Origin of the sequence: Vibrio sp. 1CM2L (assembly GCF_023161695.1) — a bacterium.
Taxonomy (GTDB): Bacteria; Pseudomonadota; Gammaproteobacteria; order Enterobacterales; family Vibrionaceae; genus Vibrio; species Vibrio coralliirubri.
The window spans coordinates 138,618-163,089 of sequence record NZ_JALNTT010000007.1; the positions used below are offsets into that span (position 1 = coordinate 138,618).

26 protein-coding genes are annotated in these 24,472 nt (G+C 45.9%); 18 read left to right on the plus strand and 8 right to left on the minus strand.

Annotated features, from left to right (window positions below):
- Positions 1-114: 114 nt before the first annotated feature.
- The 5 genes from MSG34_RS19910 (at position 115) to MSG34_RS19930 (ending at position 5,998) form a co-directional block, all read left to right on the plus strand.
- Positions 115-693, plus strand: a complete 579-nt coding sequence (locus tag MSG34_RS19910; protein ID WP_009848915.1) for an aminodeoxychorismate/anthranilate synthase component II — start codon at positions 115-117, stop codon at positions 691-693.
- A gap of 464 nt (positions 694-1,157) precedes the next feature.
- Positions 1,158-2,369 (plus strand): aspartate aminotransferase family protein, encoded by a 1,212-nt coding sequence (locus MSG34_RS19915; RefSeq protein WP_048612356.1) that lies wholly within the window; start codon positions 1,158-1,160, stop codon positions 2,367-2,369.
- 107 nt (positions 2,370-2,476) lie between these two features.
- The gene (astA, locus tag MSG34_RS19920; RefSeq protein WP_048605373.1) at positions 2,477-3,496 is read left to right on the plus strand and encodes an arginine N-succinyltransferase; all 1,020 of its coding nucleotides are present in this window, start codon (positions 2,477-2,479) and stop codon (positions 3,494-3,496) included.
- 39 nt (positions 3,497-3,535) lie between these two features.
- A complete protein-coding gene (gene astD, locus MSG34_RS19925; protein ID WP_248339170.1) occupies positions 3,536-4,993 on the plus strand; it encodes a succinylglutamate-semialdehyde dehydrogenase in 1,458 nt (485 codons plus the stop codon).
- Between the two features lie 213 nt (positions 4,994-5,206).
- Complete coding sequence (locus tag MSG34_RS19930; protein ID WP_050619815.1) at positions 5,207-5,998, plus strand: DUF1338 domain-containing protein; 792 nt, start codon at positions 5,207-5,209, stop codon at positions 5,996-5,998.
- Between the two features lie 226 nt (positions 5,999-6,224).
- Here the strand turns inward: MSG34_RS19930 and crp are convergent, their stop codons facing one another.
- The 6 genes from crp to MSG34_RS19960 form a co-directional block, all read right to left on the minus strand.
- Complete coding sequence (gene crp, locus MSG34_RS19935) at positions 6,225-6,857, minus strand: cAMP-activated global transcriptional regulator CRP (protein WP_004729651.1); 633 nt, start codon at positions 6,855-6,857, stop codon at positions 6,225-6,227.
- A 239-nt stretch (positions 6,858-7,096) separates the two neighbouring features.
- Positions 7,097-7,966 carry a phosphoribulokinase gene (locus MSG34_RS19940; RefSeq protein WP_010435210.1) on the minus strand — a complete coding sequence of 290 codons (870 nt, stop codon included), beginning with the start codon at positions 7,964-7,966 and terminating at the stop codon, positions 7,097-7,099.
- A gap of 77 nt (positions 7,967-8,043) precedes the next feature.
- Positions 8,044-8,256, minus strand: a complete 213-nt coding sequence (locus tag MSG34_RS19945) for a YheU family protein (protein ID WP_010435208.1) — start codon at positions 8,254-8,256, stop codon at positions 8,044-8,046.
- A gap of 95 nt (positions 8,257-8,351) precedes the next feature.
- A complete protein-coding gene (locus MSG34_RS19950) occupies positions 8,352-9,344 on the minus strand; it encodes a hydrolase (RefSeq protein ID WP_248339172.1) in 993 nt (330 codons plus the stop codon).
- Between the two features lie 273 nt (positions 9,345-9,617).
- The gene (locus tag MSG34_RS19955; RefSeq protein WP_048605369.1) at positions 9,618-10,088 is read right to left on the minus strand and encodes a TIGR02444 family protein; all 471 of its coding nucleotides are present in this window, start codon (positions 10,086-10,088) and stop codon (positions 9,618-9,620) included.
- Positions 10,085-12,007, minus strand: coding sequence for an ABC transporter ATP-binding protein (locus MSG34_RS19960; protein WP_017061112.1), 1,923 nt, complete (start codon positions 12,005-12,007; stop codon positions 10,085-10,087). The genes MSG34_RS19955 and MSG34_RS19960 overlap by 4 nt, the downstream gene beginning before the upstream one ends.
- A gap of 174 nt (positions 12,008-12,181) precedes the next feature.
- Here MSG34_RS19960 and kefG point away from each other — a divergent pair, with 174 nt between their 5' ends.
- From kefG to MSG34_RS19985, 5 genes are all read left to right on the plus strand, one after another.
- A complete protein-coding gene (gene kefG / locus MSG34_RS19965) occupies positions 12,182-12,766 on the plus strand; it encodes a glutathione-regulated potassium-efflux system ancillary protein KefG (protein ID WP_017061111.1) in 585 nt (194 codons plus the stop codon).
- Positions 12,753-14,549, plus strand: coding sequence for a glutathione-regulated potassium-efflux system protein KefB (gene kefB / locus MSG34_RS19970; protein ID WP_048605367.1), 1,797 nt, complete (start codon positions 12,753-12,755; stop codon positions 14,547-14,549). Before kefG ends, kefB begins: the two co-directional genes overlap by 14 nt.
- A gap of 156 nt (positions 14,550-14,705) precedes the next feature.
- Positions 14,706-14,906 carry a YheV family putative zinc ribbon protein gene (locus MSG34_RS19975; RefSeq protein WP_029235422.1) on the plus strand — a complete coding sequence of 67 codons (201 nt, stop codon included), beginning with the start codon at positions 14,706-14,708 and terminating at the stop codon, positions 14,904-14,906.
- Between the two features lie 94 nt (positions 14,907-15,000).
- Positions 15,001-15,591 carry a peptidylprolyl isomerase gene (gene slyD, locus MSG34_RS19980; protein WP_017061108.1) on the plus strand — a complete coding sequence of 197 codons (591 nt, stop codon included), beginning with the start codon at positions 15,001-15,003 and terminating at the stop codon, positions 15,589-15,591.
- Between the two features lie 217 nt (positions 15,592-15,808).
- Entirely contained in the window at positions 15,809-16,774 is a 966-nt protein-coding gene (locus tag MSG34_RS19985; protein WP_060983378.1) for an isoaspartyl peptidase/L-asparaginase, read from the plus strand.
- 184 nt (positions 16,775-16,958) lie between these two features.
- On the opposite strand, the gene MSG34_RS19990 is transcribed toward MSG34_RS19985, so the two are convergent.
- Both MSG34_RS19990 and MSG34_RS19995 read right to left on the minus strand, forming a co-directional pair.
- Positions 16,959-17,186 (minus strand): SlyX family protein, encoded by a 228-nt coding sequence (locus tag MSG34_RS19990; RefSeq protein WP_009848930.1) that lies wholly within the window; start codon positions 17,184-17,186, stop codon positions 16,959-16,961.
- Between the two features lie 5 nt (positions 17,187-17,191).
- Positions 17,192-18,169, minus strand: a complete 978-nt coding sequence (locus MSG34_RS19995) for a PQQ-binding-like beta-propeller repeat protein (protein WP_017063707.1) — start codon at positions 18,167-18,169, stop codon at positions 17,192-17,194.
- Between the two features lie 131 nt (positions 18,170-18,300).
- Here MSG34_RS19995 and fkpA point away from each other — a divergent pair, with 131 nt between their 5' ends.
- From fkpA to fusA, 8 genes are all read left to right on the plus strand, one after another.
- Positions 18,301-19,077 (plus strand): FKBP-type peptidyl-prolyl cis-trans isomerase, encoded by a 777-nt coding sequence (gene fkpA, locus MSG34_RS20000; protein ID WP_017061105.1) that lies wholly within the window; start codon positions 18,301-18,303, stop codon positions 19,075-19,077.
- A 205-nt stretch (positions 19,078-19,282) separates the two neighbouring features.
- Positions 19,283-20,008: a transcriptional regulator gene (locus tag MSG34_RS20005; RefSeq protein WP_004729851.1), complete on the plus strand. Its 726-nt coding sequence runs from the start codon at positions 19,283-19,285 to the stop codon at positions 20,006-20,008.
- Entirely contained in the window at positions 20,002-20,391 is a 390-nt protein-coding gene (gene tusD, locus MSG34_RS20010; RefSeq protein ID WP_017063709.1) for a sulfurtransferase complex subunit TusD, read from the plus strand. The genes MSG34_RS20005 and tusD overlap by 7 nt, the downstream gene beginning before the upstream one ends.
- The gene (gene tusC, locus MSG34_RS20015; RefSeq protein ID WP_017063710.1) at positions 20,388-20,744 is read left to right on the plus strand and encodes a sulfurtransferase complex subunit TusC; all 357 of its coding nucleotides are present in this window, start codon (positions 20,388-20,390) and stop codon (positions 20,742-20,744) included. Before tusD ends, tusC begins: the two co-directional genes overlap by 4 nt.
- Before the next feature lie 8 nt (positions 20,745-20,752).
- Positions 20,753-21,028, plus strand: coding sequence for a sulfurtransferase complex subunit TusB (gene tusB, locus MSG34_RS20020; protein ID WP_017063711.1), 276 nt, complete (start codon positions 20,753-20,755; stop codon positions 21,026-21,028).
- Between the two features lie 182 nt (positions 21,029-21,210).
- Positions 21,211-21,585 (plus strand): 30S ribosomal protein S12, encoded by a 375-nt coding sequence (gene rpsL / locus MSG34_RS20025; RefSeq protein WP_004737194.1) that lies wholly within the window; start codon positions 21,211-21,213, stop codon positions 21,583-21,585.
- Positions 21,586-21,693: 108 nt separating this feature from the next.
- Entirely contained in the window at positions 21,694-22,164 is a 471-nt protein-coding gene (gene rpsG, locus MSG34_RS20030; protein ID WP_010435163.1) for a 30S ribosomal protein S7, read from the plus strand.
- A 166-nt stretch (positions 22,165-22,330) separates the two neighbouring features.
- Positions 22,331-24,427, plus strand: a complete 2,097-nt coding sequence (gene fusA / locus MSG34_RS20035; RefSeq protein WP_017061101.1) for an elongation factor G — start codon at positions 22,331-22,333, stop codon at positions 24,425-24,427.
- Positions 24,428-24,472 lie beyond the last annotated feature (45 nt).

Genomic DNA, 24,472 nt, shown 5'->3' on the forward strand with positions numbered 1-24,472 from the left:
GTTGGCCTTAATTATTGGCTAAATGCAGTTTCCACTTGCCTTTCGCTATGGGTATTGCACAATACCGCCCCTATATCTCCCAATCCTTTAGTATTTAGCAAACGATTTCGACCCATGTTACTTATCATTGATAACTACGACTCTTTTACCTATAACTTGTATCAGTATTTCTGTGAGTTAGGGGTAACTGTAAAAGTTGTTCGCAACGATGAGATTGATATTGCGGGCATCGAAGCGCTAAATCCTAGCCATCTTGTTATCTCGCCGGGCCCATGTACGCCCGATGATGCGGGAATTTCGCTACAGGTGATTGAACACTTCGTTGGTAAGCTGCCGATCTTAGGTGTGTGTCTTGGTCATCAAGCCATTGCTCAAGTCTTTGGTGGTGAAGTGGTGAGAGCCAGACAAGTGATGCATGGTAAAACCTCTCCGATCCGTCATAACGGTAAGAGCGTTTTTCAAGGTCTCAATAACCCTCTGACTGTGACTCGTTACCACTCTTTAGTGGTGAAAAACGGCACATTACCAGACTGTTTTGAGCTGACCTCTTGGACAGAATTTGAAGATGGCAGCATGGATGAGATCATGGGTTATCAACATAAAACCTTGCCGATTGATGCCGTCCAATTTCACCCTGAATCGATTAAAACAGAGCAAGGACACCAGCTTCTTGCTAACTTCCTAGCACGCTGAGTGTTTAAATTTGACCCTTTCTCTGTCTAAATAAGCCAGTTAAACGTATTCCATTACCCGTTAAGCGTTTAAATTCGGGCGTTACGCGTCTTCATCCCTCTGACGCCGATCACTTTTTATAACATTTCTCCCTCCTCAGGCTAAGTTTTTAGCCTATGCAAAATTATTCGCGTTATTTCGTCTCGAACCCAATATACCGCAATGCCAGTAAGGCTTTGCTGTTGCTGGTTATACGTTTAGGTAAAAAAAGCTTCATAAAACAGATTAATTGATGCATAAATAGTCATAGGTAGTGACGTTTAGCTGGTTGTAAGGGATGGCTAAAGAATAATCTACTATTGAAAAGGTTAATTAAATGTAAATATAATGCTGCAGCGGGATTATGGCGAGACAAAATATCTTTGTCTCACTTATGAACCATTACGCTTATTTGCGAAGCTTGCGGTATCGAGAAGGAATGTACGATGACAGTGGAAAATAAAGTAGAACGTAGTCTGTTTAATGAGGTGATGGTGCCTTGTTATAACCCAATGGAAATGATCCCAGTAAAAGGGGAAGGCGCACGCGTTTGGGACCAACAAGGCCGAGAGTATATCGACTTTGCTGGTGGTATCGCTGTGAGCTGTTTGGGTCACTGTCACCCAGCAATGGTTAATGCTGTTACCGAGCAAGCAAACAAGATTTGGCATCTAAGTAACGTGATGACCAACGAACCTGCACTGCGTCTAGCGAAGAAGCTAACCGACGTATGTTTTGCAGAAAAAGTATTCTTTGCCAACTCTGGCGCAGAAGCGAATGAAGCAGCTTTGAAGCTAGCTCGTCGTTGGGCGGCGGACGTTCACGGTCCTGAGAAATCTGAAATCATTGCATTCAAACAAGGTTTCCACGGTCGTACTTTCTTTACCGTAACTGTAGGTGGTCAAGAAGCTTACTCTGATGGTTTCGGTCCTAAACCGGGCGATGTGACTCACCTGCCTTACAACGATATTGCAGCACTAGAAGCACACATCTCTGATCGCACTTGTGCAATCATGATGGAACCTCTGCAAGGCGAGGGCGGTATCATCTCGCCAACCTCTGAATTTGTGAACACAGTTCGTGAGCTGTGTGATAAGCACAATGCACTGCTTATCTTTGATGAAGTGCAAACAGGTAACGGCCGTACTGGTAACTTTTACGCTTACCAAGGTCTAGGTGTAACACCAGACATCTTGAGCACAGCAAAATCTCTAGGTGGTGGTTTCCCTATCGGCGCAATGCTGACGACTTCTGAACTGGCGACACACCTAAAAGTCGGTACGCACGGTTCTACATACGGTGGTAATCCACTGGCGTGTGCTGTTGCAGAAGCGGTTGTTGATGTGGTTAGCCAACCTGAAACATTAGCTGGCGTGAAAGAGCGTGAAGCATTGTTCCGTGATGGTCTTACTAAGATTAACGACAAGTACCAAATCTTCAGTGAAGTTCGTGGTAAAGGCCTACTACTAGGTGCTGCGCTTAACGAAGAATGGCAAGGCCGTGCACGTGACGTATTAGTAGCAGCAGGCGAACAAGGCTTGATGGTACTGGTTGCGGGTGCAAACGTGGTTCGTTTCACGCCATCACTGGTTATTACTACACAAGAAATTGAAGAAGGCTTATCGAAACTAGACAAAGCAATCGCTACGCTAGTTTAGCCTGAGCGGCGTCATAGGAATGATCGCCAATAGAGCGATCCCATGACGTTCTGCTAAAGGCCCAAGCTTCTGGTTTTGGGCCTATTTTGCATCTGGAGGGAATATTGATGCTAGTTGTTCGCCCAATAAAATTATCTGATTACGATGCGCTGCATACCTGCGCGGTTGAATCTGGTCACGGATTCACATCTCTTCCGGTTAACGAAGAACTGTTAACTAACCGTATTACTCACTCTGAATACAGCTTTGCCAAACAAGACGTGACAGAACCCGGTGATGAAGGCTACCTAATGGTTGGCTTTGATACTGAAACTGGTGAGGTTGCAGGTACGACAGGTATCGAAGCTTCAATCGGCTGGGATGTCCCGTTCTACTCTTACCACATCAGCAAGGTGGTTCACTCGTCGCAGAAGCTTGGCGTAAATAACGTCGTGAAGCTGCTGACTTTCGGTAATAACTACACCGGATGCAGTGAGATCTGCACACTGTTCTTGCGCCCGGCTTTCCGTGGTGGATTGAATGGTCGTTTGATGTCTAAGTGTCGCTTCTTGATTATGTCTGAGCACCCAGAGCGTTTCTCGAAAACGATTTTTGCTGAGATGCGTGGCGTATCAGATGCAGAAGGTAACTCTCCTTTCTGGCAATGGTTGCAAGAGCACTTCTTCTCGATTGATTTTACGCTTGCCGATTACCTAACCGGTATTGGTAAGAAAGGCTTTATTGCAGACCTAATGCCTAAGCTACCTATCTACGTGAATCTACTGAGCAAAGAAGCTCAGGCGGTGATCGGAGAGGTACATGACAATACGCGTCCTGCACTTAAGTTGCTGGAACGCGAAGGTTTTACCAACCGTGGTTATGTCGACATCTTTGATGCAGGCCCAACGGTTGAGTGTGACCTAAGAAACATCGAATCGGTGCGTCACTCAATTAGAGCACAGGTTCAAATTGCAGAGCATTCTAGCTCTAAAGACTTCCTAATTGGTAATACCTCGTTTGAGAACTTCCGCGCAGTAGCCGCGAAAGGTGCGTATGACCAAGCAAGCGACACAGTGATTTTATCATCTGAAGTAGCAAGCGCTCTTGAAGTAAAAGAAGGCGAATTCGTTCGCATGTTGGCTCAATAAGAGCGGCGATTATCTGTCGAAGATTTTAAGGATAGAAGTATGACTCAGTGGATAGCAGGACAGTGGGTGGCAGGTCAAGGTGACGCCATGACATCAGTAAGCCCATACAACAATGAAGTAGTGTGGCAGGGTGATAGCGCGACACCAGCGCAGGTTGAATCTGCAGTAGCAGCAGCTCGTGAAGCCTTCTTGGTTTGGAAAAAATTGAGCTTTGCAGAGCGCGAAGCGATTGTGTTGAAGTTCGCGGAAAAAGTGAAAGAGAACAGCGAAGAAATCGCGCAAATTATCGCAAAAGAGACGGGTAAACCGATTTGGGAAACTCGCACGGAAGCGGGTGCGATGGCGGGCAAGATCGCCATCTCTATCCGTGCTTACCACGAGCGTACCGGTGAAGCTTCACGTGAAGCGGCAGGCAACCAAATCGTACTTCGTCACCGTCCATTGGGCGTGATGGCGGTATTTGGCCCTTACAACTTCCCAGGTCACCTACCAAATGGTCATATTGTTCCTGCATTGCTATCGGGAAATACCGTGGTATTCAAACCTTCAGAGCAGACACCTTGGACGGGTGAGTTCGCAATGAAGCTATGGCAAGAAGCGGGTCTTCCTGCTGGCGTAATCAACCTAGTGCAAGGCGCTAAAGAGACAGGTATCGCACTGGCTGATGCTAAAGGTCTTGATGGCGTGTTATTCACGGGTAGCGCGAATACGGGTCATATCCTGCACCGCCAATTCGCGGGTCAACCGGGCAAGATGCTGGCGCTAGAGATGGGCGGCAACAACCCTATGGTGATCAGTGACCAGTTTGGTGATGCTGACGCGACGGTTTATACCATTATCCAATCGGCTTTCATCAGTGCGGGTCAACGCTGTACATGTGCACGTCGCTTGTATGTGCCTGTTGGCGAGAAGGGCGATCAACTGCTGGATAAGCTCGTTGCTGCGACCTTGAAGATTCGTGTCGATCAGCCATTCGCTGAACCAGCACCTTTCATGGGTCCTCAGATCTCTGAAGCTGCGGCTAAGTTCATTCTGGACGCGCAAGCGAATCTGCAATCGTTAGGCGGTATCAGCCTAGTAGAAGCAAAAGCGGGTCAAGCGGCGTTTGTTTCTCCGGGTATTATTGATGCAACCAACATTGCTGAACTGCCGGATGAAGAGTACTTCGGTCCATTGCTACAAGTGGTTCGTTACCAGTCACTAGAGCAAGCGGTTGAGCTAGCTAACGATACTCGTTTTGGTTTGTCTGCTGGCTTAGTATCAACAGATGATTCTGAATGGGAATACTTCGTTGACCATATCCGTGCGGGTATTGTTAACCGTAACCGTCAGCTAACAGGCGCAAGTGGTGATGCACCATTTGGTGGTCCAGGTGCTTCGGGCAACCTACGCCCAAGTGCTTACTATGCAGCTGACTACTGTGCTTATCCTATGGCTTCAATGGAAGGTGGCGAAACTCAACTTCCAGCAACGTTTAGCCCGGGTATTGAGCTTTAATTTAGGCTAATGAGTCTTAGGCTCATGCGTTAAGCTTGAAAGAGGGAGGTGGTGTTATCACTTCCCTTTTCCATCACGTCCGACACCTAGATTGGGCGGTAGATAATAATAGAAAAAGTATGTCACAGGCTGATGGCTGCTGACTCTGTGTCTCAGCCTCTCCCTTTCTAATCCAAACTACTAGCTTGCTAGAACCTCTGACAAGGAGTCACCATGACGCCCGATCTACTCTTTAAATCACTTTGGGACGATTATATTCACAGGCTTTGTCCATCGGCTGAGAAAGTGCATCACTTGCTGAAAGAAGACGAAGCGCTGATTAACGATCACATTGCACTGCGTACTTTCAATGTTGCTCCTTTAGGTATTGAAACATTAGCGAAGCCTTTCCTTGAATTGGGCTACAAGGCGTGTGGCGACTACTTGTTTGAGAGCAAGAAGTTGGTGGCTAAGCATTACGAGCACCCAGATCCAAAACAACCAAAAGTGTTCATTAGTGAGTTGAAGGTAGAAGAGTGCTCAAGTGACTTGCAACAGATCGTTGCTAAGTTGGTTGAGCAAGTGGATGCAAGCAAGCTTCAAGGCCATGAGTTCTTGTTTGGGGGGCGTCTTTGGGATTTGAGCTTCGCTGATTTCCAAGTGCTCGCAAAAGAGAGTGAATATGCGTCTTGGCTAGCAGCTCATGGATACGGTGCAAACCACTTTACGGTGAGTGTGAATCAGCTAAATAACTTCGATGAAGTGCAGGCGGTGAATGACTACCTGAGCGAGTCGGGCTTCACGATCAATGCATCTGGCGGTCAGGTTAAAGGCTCTCCAGAGGTCTTATTAGAGCAATCATCAACCATGGCAGACAAAGTCCCAGTTTCATTTGTTGAAGGCAATGAGATGATTCCTGGCGGCTTCTATGAGTTCGCTAAGCGTTATGCGATGGCCAACGGTGAGCTTTACACAGGTTTTGTTGCAGCATCAGCTGACAAAATCTTTGAGAGCACCAACGGTTAAAGAAAGATACAAGAACGGGCTTTACCCTTGAGATATGGTGAGGCTTCGTTTCGAGACAGTTTGCGCTTGGAAGCTGTAGGTGTTTTATTCGCATCTCGCATCTCGCATCTCGCATCTCGCATCTCGCATCTCGCATCTCGCATCCGCTCTATAGATCTTCAGAAAACAAAAAAGCCACCAAATTCGCATTTGGTGGCTTTCAAATTTTTGGCTCAGTTAATCGAGATTAACGAGTGCCGTATACCACGATAGTTTTACCGTGTGCAGAAATTAGGTTCTGCTCTTCTAGCATCTTCAAGATACGACCTACTGTCTCACGAGAACAACCAACAATCTGGCCAATCTCTTGACGAGTGATCTTGATTTGCATGCCGTCAGGGTGAGTCATTGCATCTGGCTGTTTCGCTAGGTTTAGTAGCGTTTGAGCGATACGACCTGTTACGTCAAGGAACGCTAAGTCACCAACCTTTTGGCTAGTTACTTGTAGACGGTTTGCCATTTGCGCTGAAAGGCGCATTAGGATATCTGGGTTCACTTGGATAAGTTGACGGAATTTCTTGAAAGAAATCTCAGCTACTTCACAAGGAGATTTAGCACGAACCCAAGCTGTACGCTCTTGGTCTTCTTCGAACAAGCCAAGCTCACCGATGAAGTCGCCTTGGTTTAGGTAAGAAAGAATCATTTCCTTACCTTCTTCGTCTTTGATAAGAACTGCCACAGAACCTTTAACGATGTAGTACAAGGTTTCTGCCTTTTCACCAGCATGAATCAAAGTACTTTTTGAAGGGTACTTATGAATATGACAGTGTGAAAGGAACCACTCTAATGTTGGATCGGTTTGAGGTTTACCTAGAACCATAATATCTCACTTCCTCTGCAGGGTATGCTTGCCGCTTTCCGTATTTTAGCTAAGCCTGGATTGACTTGTAGGATAAGAGCACTCGTTGAGTGCTGCAAGCTATCTTGTGTTTCGTTTAAGAATAGTATCCTTTTTCAGGTACTATTTCTTGATTTTAATCGTGACCAAGCTACGATTTTTTACGCAAAATTGTGCACATGATCACGGTATGAAAAGTAATCAACCAGAATGTCGTTTTGTTAACCTATTTTTCCGGTTTCGATGAGTTGTTGCAGGATTGGCCTCACTATGAGCTCCATAGCAAAACTCATCTTGCCGCCTGGCACCACTAGCGTGTTATGACGAGACATAAACGAGCCATCAATCATAGCCAGAAGGTAGGGGAAATCGACGTTTTTGATGCCACGCAAACGTATAACTACGAAGCTTTCGTCTAAACTTGGAATCCCTTTGGCGTTGAGTGGGTTCGATGTATCAACGGTTGGAACACGCTGAAAGTTGATGTGAGTACGCGAAAATTGCGGGGTAATGTAGTTAAGGTAATCATCCATCGAACGAACAATGGAGTCCATTACGGCTTCGCGTGAGTGGCCACGATCGCGGGTGTCACGAACGAATTTTTGAATCCACTCTAGGTTTACGATAGGTACCATGCCGATCAGCAAATCGACGTGTTGAGAAACGTTAATATCGCCATCAACCACACCACCGTGCAGGCCTTCGTAAAACATCACATCGGAGTTTTCAGGGATCTCTTGCCATGGCGTAAAGGTGCCCGGCATTTGATTGTAAGGCACGGCTTCATCGAAGGTGTGCAGGTAGCTTCGTACTTTACCTGTACCTTCGTTACCGTATTTACGGAAGAACTCTTCTAACGCACCAAAGTCGTTGGCTTGTGGACCAAAGTAGCTGATGTGCTTACCTTGCTCGCGCGCTTTACGGATCTCGACATCCATCTCTGGGCGAGTGAAGCGATGGAAACTATCCCCTTCAACCCAAGCTGCCTTCACGTCCATCATATTGAACATTTTACGGAAGGCTTCTGAGGTGGTGGTGGTGCCGGCTCCAGATGAACCCGTCACCGCAATAATTGGATGTTTAGCGGACATGACAACCCTTGTCTTTTGAGTAACTTACTTGTTAGCAATCGTTTACCACTATAACACGGCTCCTTTATGAGCGCAGCTTAGAAGCGTTTTGTGACTTGAATATCAACGGTTTCATGGAGCTCAGAAAACACGATGCTGACTTCTCCTGAAGCTAATTGATGTTTCACTTGGTCAATCTTGTTTTGCAGTGAAACCTCTACGTCACCGTAGTCTGTGCCTTCACGAAGCACGAACTCTTTGATGAGGTTTTCCAGTGTCTCTGGCGCAATGTCTTGCCATGGGATGATCATAAATACTTCTCTCTTTTATGTTCATAGATATGTTTATTCATGTAGAAATGCGTGTGCTTAGTAATGTTTTGCTTCTATTTACTAAGGTTCGGTCATTATGCCGAATCTTGGATACTTTCATAGTAGGCAGGCAAGGCTTCTTCTAACCAAAACCTTGGCTTGAGTGTGCTGCCAGTAATAAACCCCACATGACCGCCTTTTTGAAACAGTCGATAATCGATGTTATCGGGCAGTACAAACTTTGGGATCACATCATCGGTCATGAAAGGGTCGTCTTTGGCATGAATGATCTGAGTCGGCAGTTTAATCTTATTGAGCTTAGGCAGCGCAGAACATTGCGCATAATAATCTTGGGCATTTTTGAAGCCGTGCAGAGGCGCAGTGATTCGCTCATCAAACTCATACAGTTTGGTGATGTTCTTGATGGCTTCAGCGGTGATGCCAAGTTTATCCTGTAGTAGGTTAACCTTTTTTAGCGCATTCGATTTTAGAGAGTTGAGCAGGTACTTCTTATAGAGCTTGGAGAAACCACGCTCAATGCGACTAGAGCAACACGCTAAGTCAAAAGGAGCAGATACGATGGTCGCCGCCGACAGCAATGGGTCGTCTGCGTACTCAGCCAAATAGTTCGCCAGCATGTTCCCACCTAAAGATATGCCAACCGCAACCTTAGGGTTATTCGGAAACTGGGCGTGCAGGTGTCTTAGAAAAAAGCGCGCATCTTCGACTTCACCTGAATGGTAAGCGCGAGCCAGGCGATTGGGTTTTCCGCTGCAGCCTCTGAAGTGCATCATCACGGACAACCAACCATCTTTAGCAAATGCATTCATTAATCCATTGGCATAAGGGCTCTCAAAGCTACCTTCTAAACCGTGGAATAGAACGAATATCGGCTTGCTACTGCGATCATCCTTATTTGAGGTGTCACCGTCTGGTGATTCGCTCCAAGCAAGATCAAGAAAGTCACCATCGGGTGTTTCTAAGGTTTGCCAGTGAGGATGAAACAGCGCCTGCTTTCGAATAAACCGTGGCACTAAGGTTTGTAAGTGCGGATTAGAGAGACCAGCAGCTGCGGTAAATATTGTCATAAAAACGATCCATGCTTCTTTTACGGGTTTTGATAACGTGTTGAGCTTGTAACGAAACGCCCACGTTTTTATTTGAGCTTGGTTGATTCTCGGCATAAGCGCAAGGCTTTCACTTATACGAGATTCAAAAACAGGCTGTAGGTAACCGGTTGAATAATATCAAGGTTAGGAGTGTTAAACACTTCATGGTGCGTATTAGTTAGCAAATGTACATGAAGAGCGAGCGCGCAGTTAAGCTTGGATCTTGATTGAATAAAAAGGAAAGAGAACTAGCTAGGGCTGTGGTGCTGGTTCAGAAAAAGCGTCGTAGAGGTTTTCTGCCCCTAATAAACGACAGTACTGAAAAGCGAGCGGTGATTGCTGATTAGCGTACAGTTGTAGGGAGTTAATACAGTCGACTAGATCGGACTGTTGTTGCTTTTCAAGCTGTAACTCAAACTGCAAGGCTTCACGGTATAGCGAGTCGACAACGTGTGCTTTGAGGTGTTTACGTAGCTCTCGATAGCTATGAAGCAAGGTTTCAGAGCGGCTTAAGCACTGTTGAACCTTGTGCCACTCTTCTTCAGCGAAAGACAATTGCTGCTCATCAAGCCATTTGAGAAGCAGGAGTAGATTGACGTTGCCGTGGAACTGGTTTTGCAAAGCTAGGCACGCATCCTTTACACCGCGCACACTGTAATACTGAAGGCTAAATTGCCATAGTCGTTCCAGTGTTAGTGATATTGGGGCGTGCTCTGGGCTCATAAGCTATCCATATCCTGTTCCATCTGCTCAAGCTCTTCTTGAGTGGACATCCAATCCATTTCAACTTCTTCTAGCTGTGACTTACTGCTCGCTTGGAGAGCGAGTACTTTATTCAGTTTAGCCTTATTTTCAGCTTCATACAGTGAAGTGTCGGATAATTCTTGCTCAGCTTCCTCAAGAGCCTGCGTTAATTTATCCATCTGCTTTTCAAATTGAGTGAGCTTTTTACGAAGTGGTGCCGTCAGTTTACGGAACTCGGCTTCTTTACGTTTCTGCTCTTTTTTCGCCGCTGCACTGTTGGCGCCGTCTTTGGCTGGTGCCAATGCTTGTGCTTCTTTGCGCTCAACTTTCTGCTGTTCGGTTAGCCACTTGTAGTAATCGCTTAAGTCACCATCAAACGGTGCTACTTGGCGGTCGTGTACAAGGTATAAATCATCGGTAGTCGCACGCAGTAGGTAACGGTCGTGCGATACGATAACCATTGCGCCTTCAAACGTCTGCAGGGCAAAAGTCAGCGCCTGACGCATGTCGAGATCCAAGTGGTTGGTTGGTTCATCGAGTAGCAACAGGTTTGGTTTTTGCCATACCAGTAGCGCTAATACTAAACGCGCTTTCTCACCACCAGAGAAGGGTGCCACTTTATCGAGCGCTTTTTCACCTTGGAAACCGAAGCTACCTAGGTAATCACGCAGTTGTTGTTCGGTGTGCTTAGGGGCAATCTGCATCATGTGCTGCAGCGGTGTTTCTTCTGGGTGCAGAGTCTCTAATTGGTGCTGTGCAAAGTAACCAATCTTAACGCCTTGCGAATAGCTAAGCTCACCGCCTTGCTGTTTCAGTTCGCCAGAAAGCAGCTTAATCAGCGTTGATTTACCAGCACCGTTTCGACCAAGCAAACCAATACGACTGCCCGGAACTAGGTTCAGGCGAATTTTCTCTAGAATCAGATTGTCATCATAGCCCGCTGATACTTCGTCCATCATCATGATTGGGTTTGGTAGTGCGTCTGGCTCTCTAAACTCAAAGCTGAATGGGTTATCAAACTGAGCAGGCAGTACTTGTTCCATTTTCTCTAACGCTTTAATACGGCTTTGGGCTTGGCGAGCTTTTGACGCTTTGTAACGGAAACGGTCAATGTAGCTCTGCATGTGAGACATCTGTTTCTGCTGCTTTTGGTACATCGCTTGTTGCAGAATCAGTTTTTGTGCTCGTTGGGTTTCGAACGATGAGTAGTTACCCGTGTACTCATTGAGCTGTTGATTTTCAACGTGCACGATGCGGTTGACGATAGGGTCTAAGAAGTCTCTATCGTGCGAGATAAGTACTAGTGTGCCGGGGTAGCTTTGTAACCAACGCTCTAGCCACATTACTGCGTCTAAATCTAAGTGGTTGGTAGGTTCATCGAGTAGCAGCAGGTCACTGCGACACAGTAGAGCTTGCGCTAGGTTCAAACGCATACGCCAACCACCTGAGAATTGAGTCAGGTTCCATGTCATTTGTTCTTGGCTAAAGCCTAGGCCGTCCAGTAACTCGGCAGCACGTGCCTTGATGCTGTAACCACCAATGGTTTCAATCTTGCCGTGGATCTCTGCTACCAATGTGCCGTTGTCGGCTTGTTCAGCTTTCTCTAGTTGATCTTCAAGGCCGCGGTATTCACGGTCGCCATCAATCACGTATTCAATTGCTGTTCTTTCTAATGCAGGTGTTTCTTGAGCAACCCAAGCCATTTCCCAATGGGCTGGTTTACTGAATGAACCTGCATCAATAGACAGTTCGTCCTTAATTAAGGCGAATAGCGTAGATTTACCACAGCCGTTTTTACCAACCAAACCGATCTTGTCGCCAGGGTGAAAAGTCGCAGATGCTTGGTCGAGGAGTGGCTTACCGCCGCGTAGCAATTGAATATCAGAGAAAGTAATCATAATTGAAATAGCATAGAAATTAGAGGTGAACAGACGCCTGCATAGTAGGCTGAAACCAGATAAAAGTCGATCACAATGCAATTTGCGTTATGATGCCAATAACATATTAATAACTTTTGCTTAAATTCTTGTGGCCTTGCCACCGTTTAGCCCTCAAAGGAATGTTTCAAAGGAATGAGTAATACTCCCTCGACAGACAAAGTCGTGCCAAAGGTGTTGATCATCTACGCGCACCCAGAGCCGCAAACCTCTATTGCTAATCAGATGATGGTTAAGAAGGTAGAGTCGCTCGGTCATGTCAAAGTTCATGATCTCTACGCCATCTACCCTGACTTCTTTATCGATGTGCCTTATGAGCATGAATTGCTCCTTCAGTACGATGTGATCGTGTTTCAGCATCCTCTGTTCATGTATTCCTGCCCTTCATTGTTAAAAGAGTGGTTTGATCGCGTGTTAGGCAAGGGCTTTGCTTTTGGTGAGCAAAGTGCGCTTAAAGGCAAACACTGGCGCAGTGTGATTACTACCGGTGGTAAAGAAGAGGCGTTTGGTGCCGCAGGCTATAATAAATATCCATTACAAGAGATCTTGCAACCATTCGAGCTCACCGCTGCTTTGTGTCAAATGAACTGGATATCCCCTTTGGTTTTACACTGGGCACGAAATGTCACCGATATGACGCGTTACCAACACGCCGAAGCGTATCGAAACTGGTTGCGAGACCCGCTACAAGATATAGGAGCAGATGATGGCTCTGACTAATGATTTTCTACAAAGTAGCGTTATATTTTTAGCGGCTGCTGTGGTTGCGGTTCCTATCGCACAGCGCGCCGGTTTGGGTTCGGTACTCGGTTACTTATTAGCGGGGGTGGCAATTGGCCCATGGGGACTTGGCCTAATCAGTGATGTAGAGGCGATTCTGCACTTCTCCGAATTCGGGGTGGTACTACTGCTCTTCCTGATTGGTCTCGAACTTAACCCGAAAAAATTGTGGCAGATGCGAGCCCCCATTCTCGGGTTGGGTGGTGCGCAAGTGCTGATCACCACTCTAATTATTACCGCCATCGCCTGTCTATTTGGATTAACCTGGCAAACCAGCCTCGTGATAGGTATGGGCTTGGCGCTGTCTTCCACCGCGATTGCCTTGCGTGTTATTGAAGAGCGAGAGCTCGGTGGCAAAGAAGCAGGGCAGTCGGGCTTTGCAGTACTGCTTTTCCAAGATATCGCCGTTATTCCAATGCTAGCAATGTTGCCTCTACTTGCGGGTAATACCGGCGGTAGCTGGGCTGACATGTTATGGATGTTGGGTGGCGTGATTGGTCTGCTGGTCGGTGGCCACTTCTTGTTGAGACCACTGTTCCGATATGTAGTCATGAGTGGAGTACGCGAGTTGTTCACCGTCGCGGCGCTGTTACTTGTGATTGGTATTGCTGTGATCATGCAACAGATTGGCTTGTCGATGGCATTAGGTACCTTCCTAGCGGGCGTACTTCTGGCTGAAAGTGAATATCGACACGAGCTTGAAATTGCGATTGACCCATTCAAAGGGTTATTGCTTGGTCTGTTCTTTATCTCGGTTGGTATGGCGGTAAACCTAGGTTTATTGGCAGAAAGCCCATTCGCGATACTGATTGCTGTATTGGCTCTTGTGGTGTTGAAAGGCTTAGTGCTGTACGCGCTAGCTCGTATCTTTGGCACTCAGGCAAAAGCACGTAGCCGCATGGCGATGATTCTCAGCCAAGGTGGTGAGTTCGCTTTCGTTATTTTTACTGCGGCGAGTGCTCAAGGCATCTTAAGTGGCGAACAAGTATCGTTCTTACTGGTAGTAGTGAGCCTGTCTATGGTGACCACGCCATTGATGCTTAAGCTGCAAGACCGATTCTTTGCTCGTCAGCTGAACCAAATCAGCGAAAGTGCGATGTCTTCGGATGTGGTCGATCGTAGCCCTCGAGTGATCATTGCTGGCTTTGGTCGTTTCGGTCAGATCATTGGCCGCTTGATGTACGCCAATAAGATTCGTATTACCGTTCTGGAGAGTGATGCTAGCCAAATCCATATTCTTAGAAAGTTTGGCTACAAAGTATTTTACGGAGACTCGACTCACCTCGAGCTGTTACGCGCAGCCGGTGCTGATAAAGCAGAGGCGATTGTGTTGTGTACTGACTCCCCTGATGAAATCATGAAAACCGTCGATTTATGTAAGCAGCACTTCCCACGCTTAAAGATCTTAGCGCGTGCTCGAAGCCGTGTTGAAGCGTATCAATTACTTAACCACGGTGTGAGTAACTATTCGCGTGAAACTTTCCTTGGAGCATTGGATTTAGGTCGTCAAACATTGACTGAACTTGGCATGCATCCATATAAAGCGAAGCGAGCAGAAGCACACTTTAGAAAGTTGGATAATGGTATGCTGAAAGAGTTACTGCCTCAGCATAACGAAGATGCCGAGTTAGCCCAAAGAGCGAAAGAGGCTCGTAAAGAGCTTGAAGAGATCTTTGGACACGAGATGGAAAACGATCACCAATCTCGAAACTATTGGCAGTAGCTTGAAGTGATAACTCATGCTTGAGCTTAGAAATGAAGCTTGGGCATAGAAATAACAGACTAAAGAACCAATCTAATAATAAACGCGGTCTCTGCTTAACTTCTCAATAAAGTGGGTGGGAAGAACTGCGAATCCAGAGTAGTAAAGGATATGAACGTGAAACAGAAAAAACGCTTTATCGCAGGGGCAAGCTGCCCAAGTTGCAACACTCAAGACACACTCCGTTGGTGGATTGAAAACAATATCGAGCTGGTGGAATGTGTCGATTGTGACTTCACAGAACAGCGTAAACCGAAAACTGTAGAGAAATCTGAACACGCGAATCAAGAAATGATCGGTATTTTTAAGCCAGAATGATTGAGTTTCGTTAATTGATCCCCATAATATCCCGGTACAGAATTTTTCCTAAGCTCAACTGTTCGAGCTTAGTCCAAACCTCCTTGGAGCTCTCATGAAAATTGAAAAGAACGTAGTAGTTAGTGTTGCATATCAAGTGAAACTTGAAGATGGCGTAGTAGTTGACCAATCAACTGCAGAAGCTCCACTAGATTACCTTCACGGTCACAACAACCTAATTACAGGTCTTGAAAAAGAGCTTGAAGGCAAAGTAGCTGGCGACAAGTTCTCTGCAACTGTTACTCCAGAAGACGCATACGGCGAACACAACGACGCACTAGTTCAACGTGTTCCTGCTGACGTATTCCAAGGTGTTGAGCAAATCGAAGTTGGCATGCGTTTCCTAGCGGATACTGACCAAGGTCCAATCCCAGTTGAAGTTACTGAAGTAGATGGCGACGAAGTTGTTGTTGATGGTAACCACATGCTAGCTGGCCAAACTCTAACGTTTGACGTTGAAGTTGTAGCGGTTCGTGAAGCGACTGAAGAAGAAGTTCAACACGGTCACGTACACCAAGAAGGCGGCTGTGGCGGTCACGACCACGATCATGACCACGAAGGCGGTTGTTGTGGTGGCGAAGGCCATGACCACGGTGAAGAGAAAAAAGACGGCTGCTGCGGCGGCGGTAGCTGTGGTTCTCACTAATACCGAATTAACGGTTTAGTTTAAGAATCTTGAAAGCCTCCCTTGTGGAGGCTTTTTGCGTTTAGGAGTCTCGCTTTTTGACCTCGCTTTTCTCTACCAAACTAAGTGTCCGCAAATCTAAGCATTCGTAAAAGTTTGGTTTTCGTTATCAGACATCGAACCATGGATGTGGTATTGATAGCACAACATTATAAGACGACGTCAGTGGAGAGTTTGTATGTCACAGCCTTTTTCAATTGCCATTCATGGTGGTGCAGGAACCATCTTGCGCGAGCAAATGAGCGATGAATTAAAAGCGGGTATTACCGAGGCTTTGGAAAAATCGGTTTTGGCTGGTTATCAAATATTGCAATCGGGTGGTGATGCTCTGGACGCGGTAGTGGCATCGGTTAAGGTGATGGAAGACAGCCCGCACTTTAATGCAGGTAAGGGCTCTGTTTTAACGCATGATGAATTTGTTGAGATGGATGCTTCTGTGATGCACGGCCGCGAAATGGATGCGGGTGCTATTGCAGGGGTTCGCCATATCAAAAACCCAATTGAGCTTGCGCGTGATGTGATGCTGAAAAGCGACCATGTGTTGCTGATTGGTGAAGGTGCCGAGAAGTTTGCGTTTGAGCATGATTACACCTTTACCGAGCAAGACTACTTCTTTACTGAGCGCCGCTATGACCAACTTCAGTCGATGAAAGAGAAAGGCATCTTTGCTCTGTCTGAAGCGAAATATGATGAACAGCAAGCTGAGAAATACCCCGATGACAAAAAGTACGGCACGGTCGGTGCAGTCGCATTAGACCAAGCGGGTAACTTAGCAGCAGCAACCAGTACCGGTGGCGTGACCAATAAGAAATACGGTCGCGTGGGTGATTCTCCGATTATTGGGGCGGGAACCATCGCTGAAAATGGCAACGTTGCCGTCTCAACAACCGGGATGGGTGAGTTCTTCCTACGTAAAATGGTTGCAAGTGATGTCGCAGCACGAATGCGTTATCTGAAAGAAGATGTACACACCGCTTGTGAAACGATCATTCAAGGTGAATTGAAAAGCATGGGTGGAGAAGGCGGCTTGATCGCTATCGATGGCCAAGGCGATATTCATTTTGGTATGAACAGCTCAGGAATGTATCGTGCAAGTGTTGATACTCAAGGTCGTGTTGAAGTGAAGATTTATGCCGATGATTAAATTGGTATCGGCTTAATTGGCTTTATTTAGCTTATTCGGTCAGATGAAATAAACAAAAGGGCGACAGATAAGTATCTGTCGCCCTTTTAGTTTTCTATGTCTCGTTCTGAAATGTGTTTACACATTGAGGACGAGAAACTAACGATATGCGTCGCTAGAATTAATTGGTTATTTTGAACCGCACTTAGTAGTGTGGAGGTGGCGTCTCTTCTGATGCGTCAGCTAGATTAGAGCCATCCATATTTTTTACTTTGCCAACCACGAACTTCATCTGGTCTTGCATCCTCGTGATCAACATTTGTTGTTGGCTAAGCGCTTCATTGAGTTCTTCAATGGTCTGTTCTTGGAAAGCTAGCTGACACTCTAGGTCATTTACGCGGCTTTCTAGTTGTTCAACTCGCTTTTCTGTCATCGTTCTTAATCCACATTCCAAGCTTGGGCAATGCCCGCAGAGGTGCCCGATATCACACGGTTCTTATCATCAAAGGCTGCATCATACACTACCGCACGAGGAGGGCGAGCATCTTTTAGTGGCTCAGCATCGTGGCGAGAAATTCGTTTGCCATCCTGAGTATTCCACACACTCACTTGGCTGGATGGTGTGCCCGTCACCAACATACTGCCGTCATCAGAAAAGCGAGCACTCGAGAAAATCAACTGTCGAGACCAGCTTTGCAATTGCGCTTGAGGTTCGCCCGTTTCAAGATCCCAAATCATCGCTTGATTGCCGCCGTCAGAAGTAAAAGCCAGCTCGCCATCGCGTTGTAGCGCGACTCGTACTACTCTTTGTTCATGCTCAAAGGTGCGCAATACCAAGCCCGACTCGGTATCCCAAAGGTAGGCTTTGTAGTCGTTACCACCCGATAAGGCGTAGCGTCCGTTGGATGAAAGGGACACGGAATTCACTTTTTCTCGGTGAGCAAGGAACTCAAGACGGCGTCCGGTGACTAAGTCCACATAGATGGCTTTGCCATTAGACAGACCAAGTAAGACTTTTTCACCATTGCTGGATATGTCGACATCGCGAATCAAGCCGTCGGAGATAGACCATAGCCCTTGTGCTTGAGTCCAAGATAGGTCCCAAACGGCGAAGTTCATCTGGCTCGCGGTAATGGCAAAACGGCCATTGTCCGAGATACGGATACGCGATACTTGGTTTTCTAACTGGTCTTGTGGGCCAAGCTGAGCCAACTCTTGATCTTCGGCGAGATCCCAAAGGAGCAGTTGCTTTTGCTGAGAGTAGAGCAGGGCGAAGCGTCCATCTCTGCTGAGTGCAAAGCTGGTGGCACCATTGGGCTCAATTTCCCAACGCTGCTCATCATCTTGGAAGAAAAAGCAACCATTTAACAAGGTGATGACAATTGTACATAGCAATGAGTGGAAAAATATTCGCATCACATCTAATAATCCGGTTTGTGTCGAAAGACATATGACTAGTATATTGTTATAACTAACGTATTCACACCAATCTAATCATTAGATTTGTGCACAATAACCAATGGCTTGGCCATTAATTGGAGAATTCAATGAAATCAGTTTTAAAAGTATCACTGCTTGCCGCAACGGTTATGCTAGCAGTTGGTTGTCAGAAAGAAGAACCAAAGGCAGAAGCTCCACAGGTAGAAGAAGTTAAAGTTGAAGCAGTAAACTTTAAAACAGAAGATGACAAAGCGGCTTACGCAATCGGTGTATCTTTCGCTAACTACCTAAGCACAAGCATTGATAAGCCAAGCGAGTTAGGTATCAACCTAGACAAAGATATGGTTCTTCAAGGTATCGAAGACGTATTCGCAGAGAAAACAGCACTTAACGAAGAAGAAACTCGCGCAGCTCTTGAAGCTCTAGACAAGCGTGTTGCTGAAACGATGCAAGCACAAGCGGCAGAAAAATCTGCAGAAGTGAAGAAAGCCGGTGATGACTTCCGCGCTGAGTTCGCTAAAACTGAAGGCGTAAAGCAGACTGAATCTGGTCTACTTTACCAAGTAATGACTGCTGGTGAAGGCGCTTCTCCAAAAGACACTGACACGGTTCAAGTACACTACAAAGGTACGCTAACAGACGGTACTCAGTTCGATAGCTCTTACGATCGTGGCGAACCAGCAACATTCCCACTAAACCGCGTAATCCCAGGCTGGACTGAAGGCGTACAACTAATGCAAGTTGGTTCTAAGTACAAATTCGTTATCCCGCCAGAGCTAGCATACGGTGAGCAAGACACACCGACTATCCCAGCTAACTCAACGCTAGTATTCGAAGTAGAACTACTAAACATCGATAACGCTGAAGCAGCTCCTGCACAGTAATATTGGTTAAAAGCCTCGTACTAAAATACGTTGATTGAATAAAAAGCCTAACTTTGAGTTAGGCTTTTTTTATGATTTGAAGATGAGTATTTGATTTTTAAACTTGTTCTAAATCACTAGTTGCAATGTTAGCTAGGTGTGCAATTAAAATTTTCTGATAAACTTACATAAATTTGTTGATTTTTCACACGAAGGTAAGGAATAAGTGACTACTACAGAAACAGTCAATGCAGATGTGTTACTTGAAATGGAATCAGTCCACGTTATGCCATTCAGTGAACACGATAAAATCATTCTAAGATCTTATGAGGCCGTTGTTGACGGTATTGCGAGCCTTATTGGTCCGTTTTGTGAAATCGTTTTGCACTCTTTAGAAGACCTCAATACTTCTGCGATTAAAATTGCCAACGGCGAAAATACAGGTCGTCAGGTTGGCTCGCCGATCACCGATCTTGCATTGAAGATGCTAAAAGATATTGAAGGTTCTAAGCGTAACTTCTCACGTTCATACTTCACTCGCGCTAAAGGCGGAGTGTTGATGAAGTCGATCACGGTTGCTATCCGCAACGGTGAAGACCGAGTGATTGGTCTACTGTGTATTAACGTCAACCTAGACGCGCCATTCTCACAAGTACTGCAATCGTTCATGCCTACGCAAGACGCAGACGAAGCCGCATCATCGGTTAACTTCGCTAGTGACGTTGAAGAACTTGTCGACCAAACGGTTGAACGCACCATTGAAGAAATTAACGCTGACAAATCGGTATCGAACAATACTAAGAACCGTCAGATCGTGATGGAGCTGTACGACAAAGGTATTTTCGATATTAAAGACGCGATCAACCGCGTTGCTGAGCGACTGAACATCTCTAAGCACACCGTGTACCTATACATCCGCCAACGTAAAACAGAGGATGAAGAGGGTTGCTAAGCTATACACTCTTAGTTAATGGGCCTGTCTATGGCTCACAGTCAGCAAGAAGTGCCTACCAGTTTGCCGTGGCTCTGATTAAACAGGGCCACAAACTTCACAGTGTGTTCTTCTATCAAGATGGTGTCAGTAACGGCTCAGACCTTACCGTACCGGCTAACGATGAATTTGATTTAGCTTCTGCTTGGCAAAAGCTGGCTGATGAACACGATGTTAGCCTTGAAACCTGTGTGGCAGCTGCGCTAAGACGCGGAGTGATTAGCTCTGAAGAAGCAGAGCAACATCAACTAAGTGCCTCTAACCTAGCCACGGGATTTACTCAGGCCGGATTAGGGAGCTTATCCGAAGCGCTACTAACGCAAGATAGGGTTGTGCAGTTTTGAGAAAGTTAGCCTTTATATTTAACAGTTTCCCTCATACGACCGCTGCGGGTAGAGAAGGGTTAGACGCCCTGCTTGCTGCGTCCGCATACAGTGAAGACATTGCCGTGTTCTTTGTTGGCGATGGCGTGACACAGCTTCTCAAAGCGCAGCAGCCCGACGAAACACTATCGCGTGACTACATCTCTGCATTCAAACTTATGGACCTGTACGACATCGAACAGGTGTATGTATGTCAGCGTAGTCTGAGTCAGTTTGGTCTTTCAGCAGACAACCTGCTGATCGATGTGACCACCGTTGAAGCCGACGAGTTAACGCAGAAGTTAGCTCAGTGCCAACAGATACTGACTTTCTAGGGGACGCTATGCTTCATATCGTAAAATCAGTCGACAAACTGAAACTCGCATTGACTTATTCTCAGCCACAAGATCAGTATCTTTTGGTGGAAGATGCGGTGTACGTTTGCCTTCCAAATCATGAGTTATTCACTCAAATCTGCGCAGTAGAGCAGGTGTCGGTGTTAAAACCAGATCTCGATAGCCGAGGTTTACAACTACTTGTCTCAAGTACCATTGATCAAGTTGACTTCGATGGCTTCGTTAAACTGACGGTTTTGAACGACAAATCAGTGACTTGGTAAGCGTGTTCTATCAGTTTGGTTAAAATTAGACCATCCTGAGCTCTAGACGGCTAAAAAAGATCTGTATATTTCTTGACACACCTCCCACTGCTGAATAGAATTTTGCGTCCCTAATTACGACTTGTGATTAGGGGTAGATTTTTCACAAAGCTTACTTTCAAGTAAATTTCAGGAGCTAGTTAATGGCAACTATTAACCAGTTGGTTCGCAAACCTCGTGTAAAGCAAGTTGTTAAAAGCAACGTGCCTGCACTAGAAGCGTGCCCACAAAAACGTGGTGTATGTACTCGTGTTTACACTACTACACCTAAAAAACCTAACTCGGCACTACGTAAAGTATGTCGTGTACGTCTAACTAACGGTTTCGAAGTAACTTCGTACATCGGCGGTGAAGGCCATAACCTACAAGAGCACAGTGTTGTACTAATCCGTGGCGGTCGTGTAAAAGACCTTCCGGGTGTTCGTTACCACACTGTTCGCGGCGCACTTGACTGTGCTGGCGTTAACGACCGTAAACAAGGTCGTTCTAAGTACGGTGTGAAACGTCCTAAGTCTTAATTGATTCTCTTTTTTTTAAAAGAAATCGTTAAGTAAGGCCAAACACTATTTTATTTATTATTCTGAAAAGTTTTGGAAAAAACCTGAAGAAGACAACGGAGAATATCCATGCCACGTCGTCGCGTAATAGGTCAGCGTAAGATCCTTCCAGATCCTAAGTTCAAATCTGAATTGCTGGCAAAATTCGTTAACATCCTTATGGTTGACGGAAAGAAATCTACTGCAGAAAAAATCGTTTACACTGCACTAGATTCAATGGCTGAGAAGTCTGGTAAAGACCACTTAGCTGTATTTGAAGAAGCTCTTGAAAATGTTCGCCCAGCGGTAGAAGTTAAATCTCGCCGTGTAGGTGGTTCAACTTACCAAGTACCTGTAGAAGTTCGTCCGGTTCGCCGTAACGCTCTTGCTATGCGTTGGGTAGTTGAAGCTGCGCGTAAGCGTGGTGAAAAATCTATGGCTCAACGCCTAGCTGCTGAAATGCTAGACGCGTCTGAGAACAAAGGTACTGCGGTTAAGAAACGTGAAGACGTTCACCGCATGGCTGACGCAAACAAAGCGTTCGCACATTACCGTTGGTAATACCTTTTTAGTGCTGCAAGGTTCCTTGCAGCACTTCTTTAGTTCCTATGCTTATGCTAGGAACTATTGCTATTTCTAGGGCAAGCAATTTTTAGCGAAGCATCGCTTTTAACGCATAATCTAGACATAGCAATAGTCCCTAAGTCTCTAATAAGAGGATTCAACCGTGGCTCGTAAAACTCCTATAGAGCAATACCGTAATATCGGTATCGTTGCTCACGTAGATGCAGGTAAAACAACCACAAGTGAACGTATTCTGTTCTATACCGGTCTTTCTCACAAAATCGGCGAAGTTCACGATGGTGCAGCAACCATGGACTGGATGGAGCAAGAGCAAGAGCGCGGTATTACGATCACTTCAGCAGCAACCACTACGTTTTGGCGTGGTATGGAAGCTCAGTTCTCGGACCACCGTATCAACATCATCGACACTCCTGGACACGTTGACTTCACTATCGAAGTAGAACGTTCTCTGCGTGTACTTGATGGTGCAGTTGTTGTGTTCTGTGGCTCATCTGGTGTTGAACCTCAGTCAGAGACAGTATGGCGTCAAGCTGATAAGTACCAAGTTCCACGTATGGTTTTCGTTAATAAAATGGACCGTACCGGCGCAGACTTCTTGCGCGTAGTTGAACAGATCAAGGACCGCTTAGGCGCAACTCCTGTTCCAATTCAACTGAACATTGGTGCTGAAGAAAACTTCCAAGGCGTTGTCGATCTTATCAAGATGAAGGCAATTAACTGGAACGAAGCTGACCAAGGCATGACTTTCACGTACGAAGATATTCCTGCAGACATGCAAGAAATGGCTGAAGAATATCGTACAGAACTTGTTGAAGCTGCTGCAGAAGCAAATGAAGAGCTGATGGATAAGTACCTTGAAGAAGGTGAACTAACAGAAGCAGAAATCAAACAAGGTCTTCGTACTCGTACCCTTAATAATGAAATCGTACTTGCTACTTGTGGTAGTGCATTCAAAAACAAAGGTGTACAAGCTGTTCTAGATGCAGTTGTTGATTTCCTTCCTTCTCCAGTCGATGTACCTGCAATTAAAGGTATCGATGAAGATGAGAACGAAGCAGAGCGTCACGCAGACGACAAAGAACCGTTCTCAGCGCTAGCATTCAAGATTGCAACAGACCCATTCGTTGGTACTTTAACTTTCATCCGTGTTTACTCTGGTGTTGTTGAAAGCGGTAAAACAGCTTACAACTCTGTGAAGAAACAACGTGAACGCTTAGGTCGCATTGTTCAAATGCACTCAAACAAGCGTGAAGAAGTAAAAGAAGTACGAGCAGGTGACATCGCAGCCATCATTGGCCTGAAAGATGTGACTACTGGTGAAACCCTTTGTGACCAGAACCATAAGATTGTTCTTGAGCGCATGGAATTCCCAGATCCAGTTATTCAGATCGTTGTAGAGCCAAGCTCTCAAGCTGATCAAGATAAAATGACTATCGCTCTAGGTAAACTAGCAGCGGAAGACCCATCGTTCCGCGTTGATATGGATGCGGAAACTGGCCAGACTCTGATTTCTGGTATGGGTGAACTACACTTAGATATCATCGTTGACCGTATGAAGCGCGAATTTAGCGTGAACTGCAACGTTGGTAACCCGCAAGTGGCTTACCGTGAGACTATTCGTGGTACAGCGAAAGCGGAAGGTAAATTTATCCGTGAACATGGTGGTAAAGGTCAGTACGGTCACGTATGGCTGAAACTGGAACCATCAGAAGCTGGCGAAGGCTTTGTCTTTGTGGATGAAATTGCCAATGGTATCGTACCGAAAGAGTTTATCGCTTCAGTGGCTAAAGGCGTTGAAGAGCAGATGAACAATGGTGTGCTTGCTGGCTATCCAGTTTTGGATATCAAAGCTACACTATATGATGGTTCTTACCATGAAACAGATTCAAGTGAGATGGCGTTTACAATCGCTGCCTCTATGGCTTTCAGAACGGGTGCACTTGAAGCGCAACCGGTTCTGCTTGAGCCTATGATGAAAGTTGAAGTAACTACTCCAGAAGACTGGATGGGTGACGTTGTTGGCGATATTAACCGTCGTCGCGGCATCATCGAAGGTATGGACGAGGGGACAGCTGGCCTGAAGATAATTCGTGCACAAGTTCCGTTGTCTGTCATGTTCGGTTACGCAACTGATTTACGTTCTGCGACACAAGGTCGTGCTTCTTACTCTATGGAGTTTAGTGAGTACGCTGAAGTGCCTAACAATGTTGCAAAAGCAATCATTGCAGAGCGTGGTTAAACAAAAGGAAGGCATTTTTTTTCATTTTTTGAAAGAACAATGCGT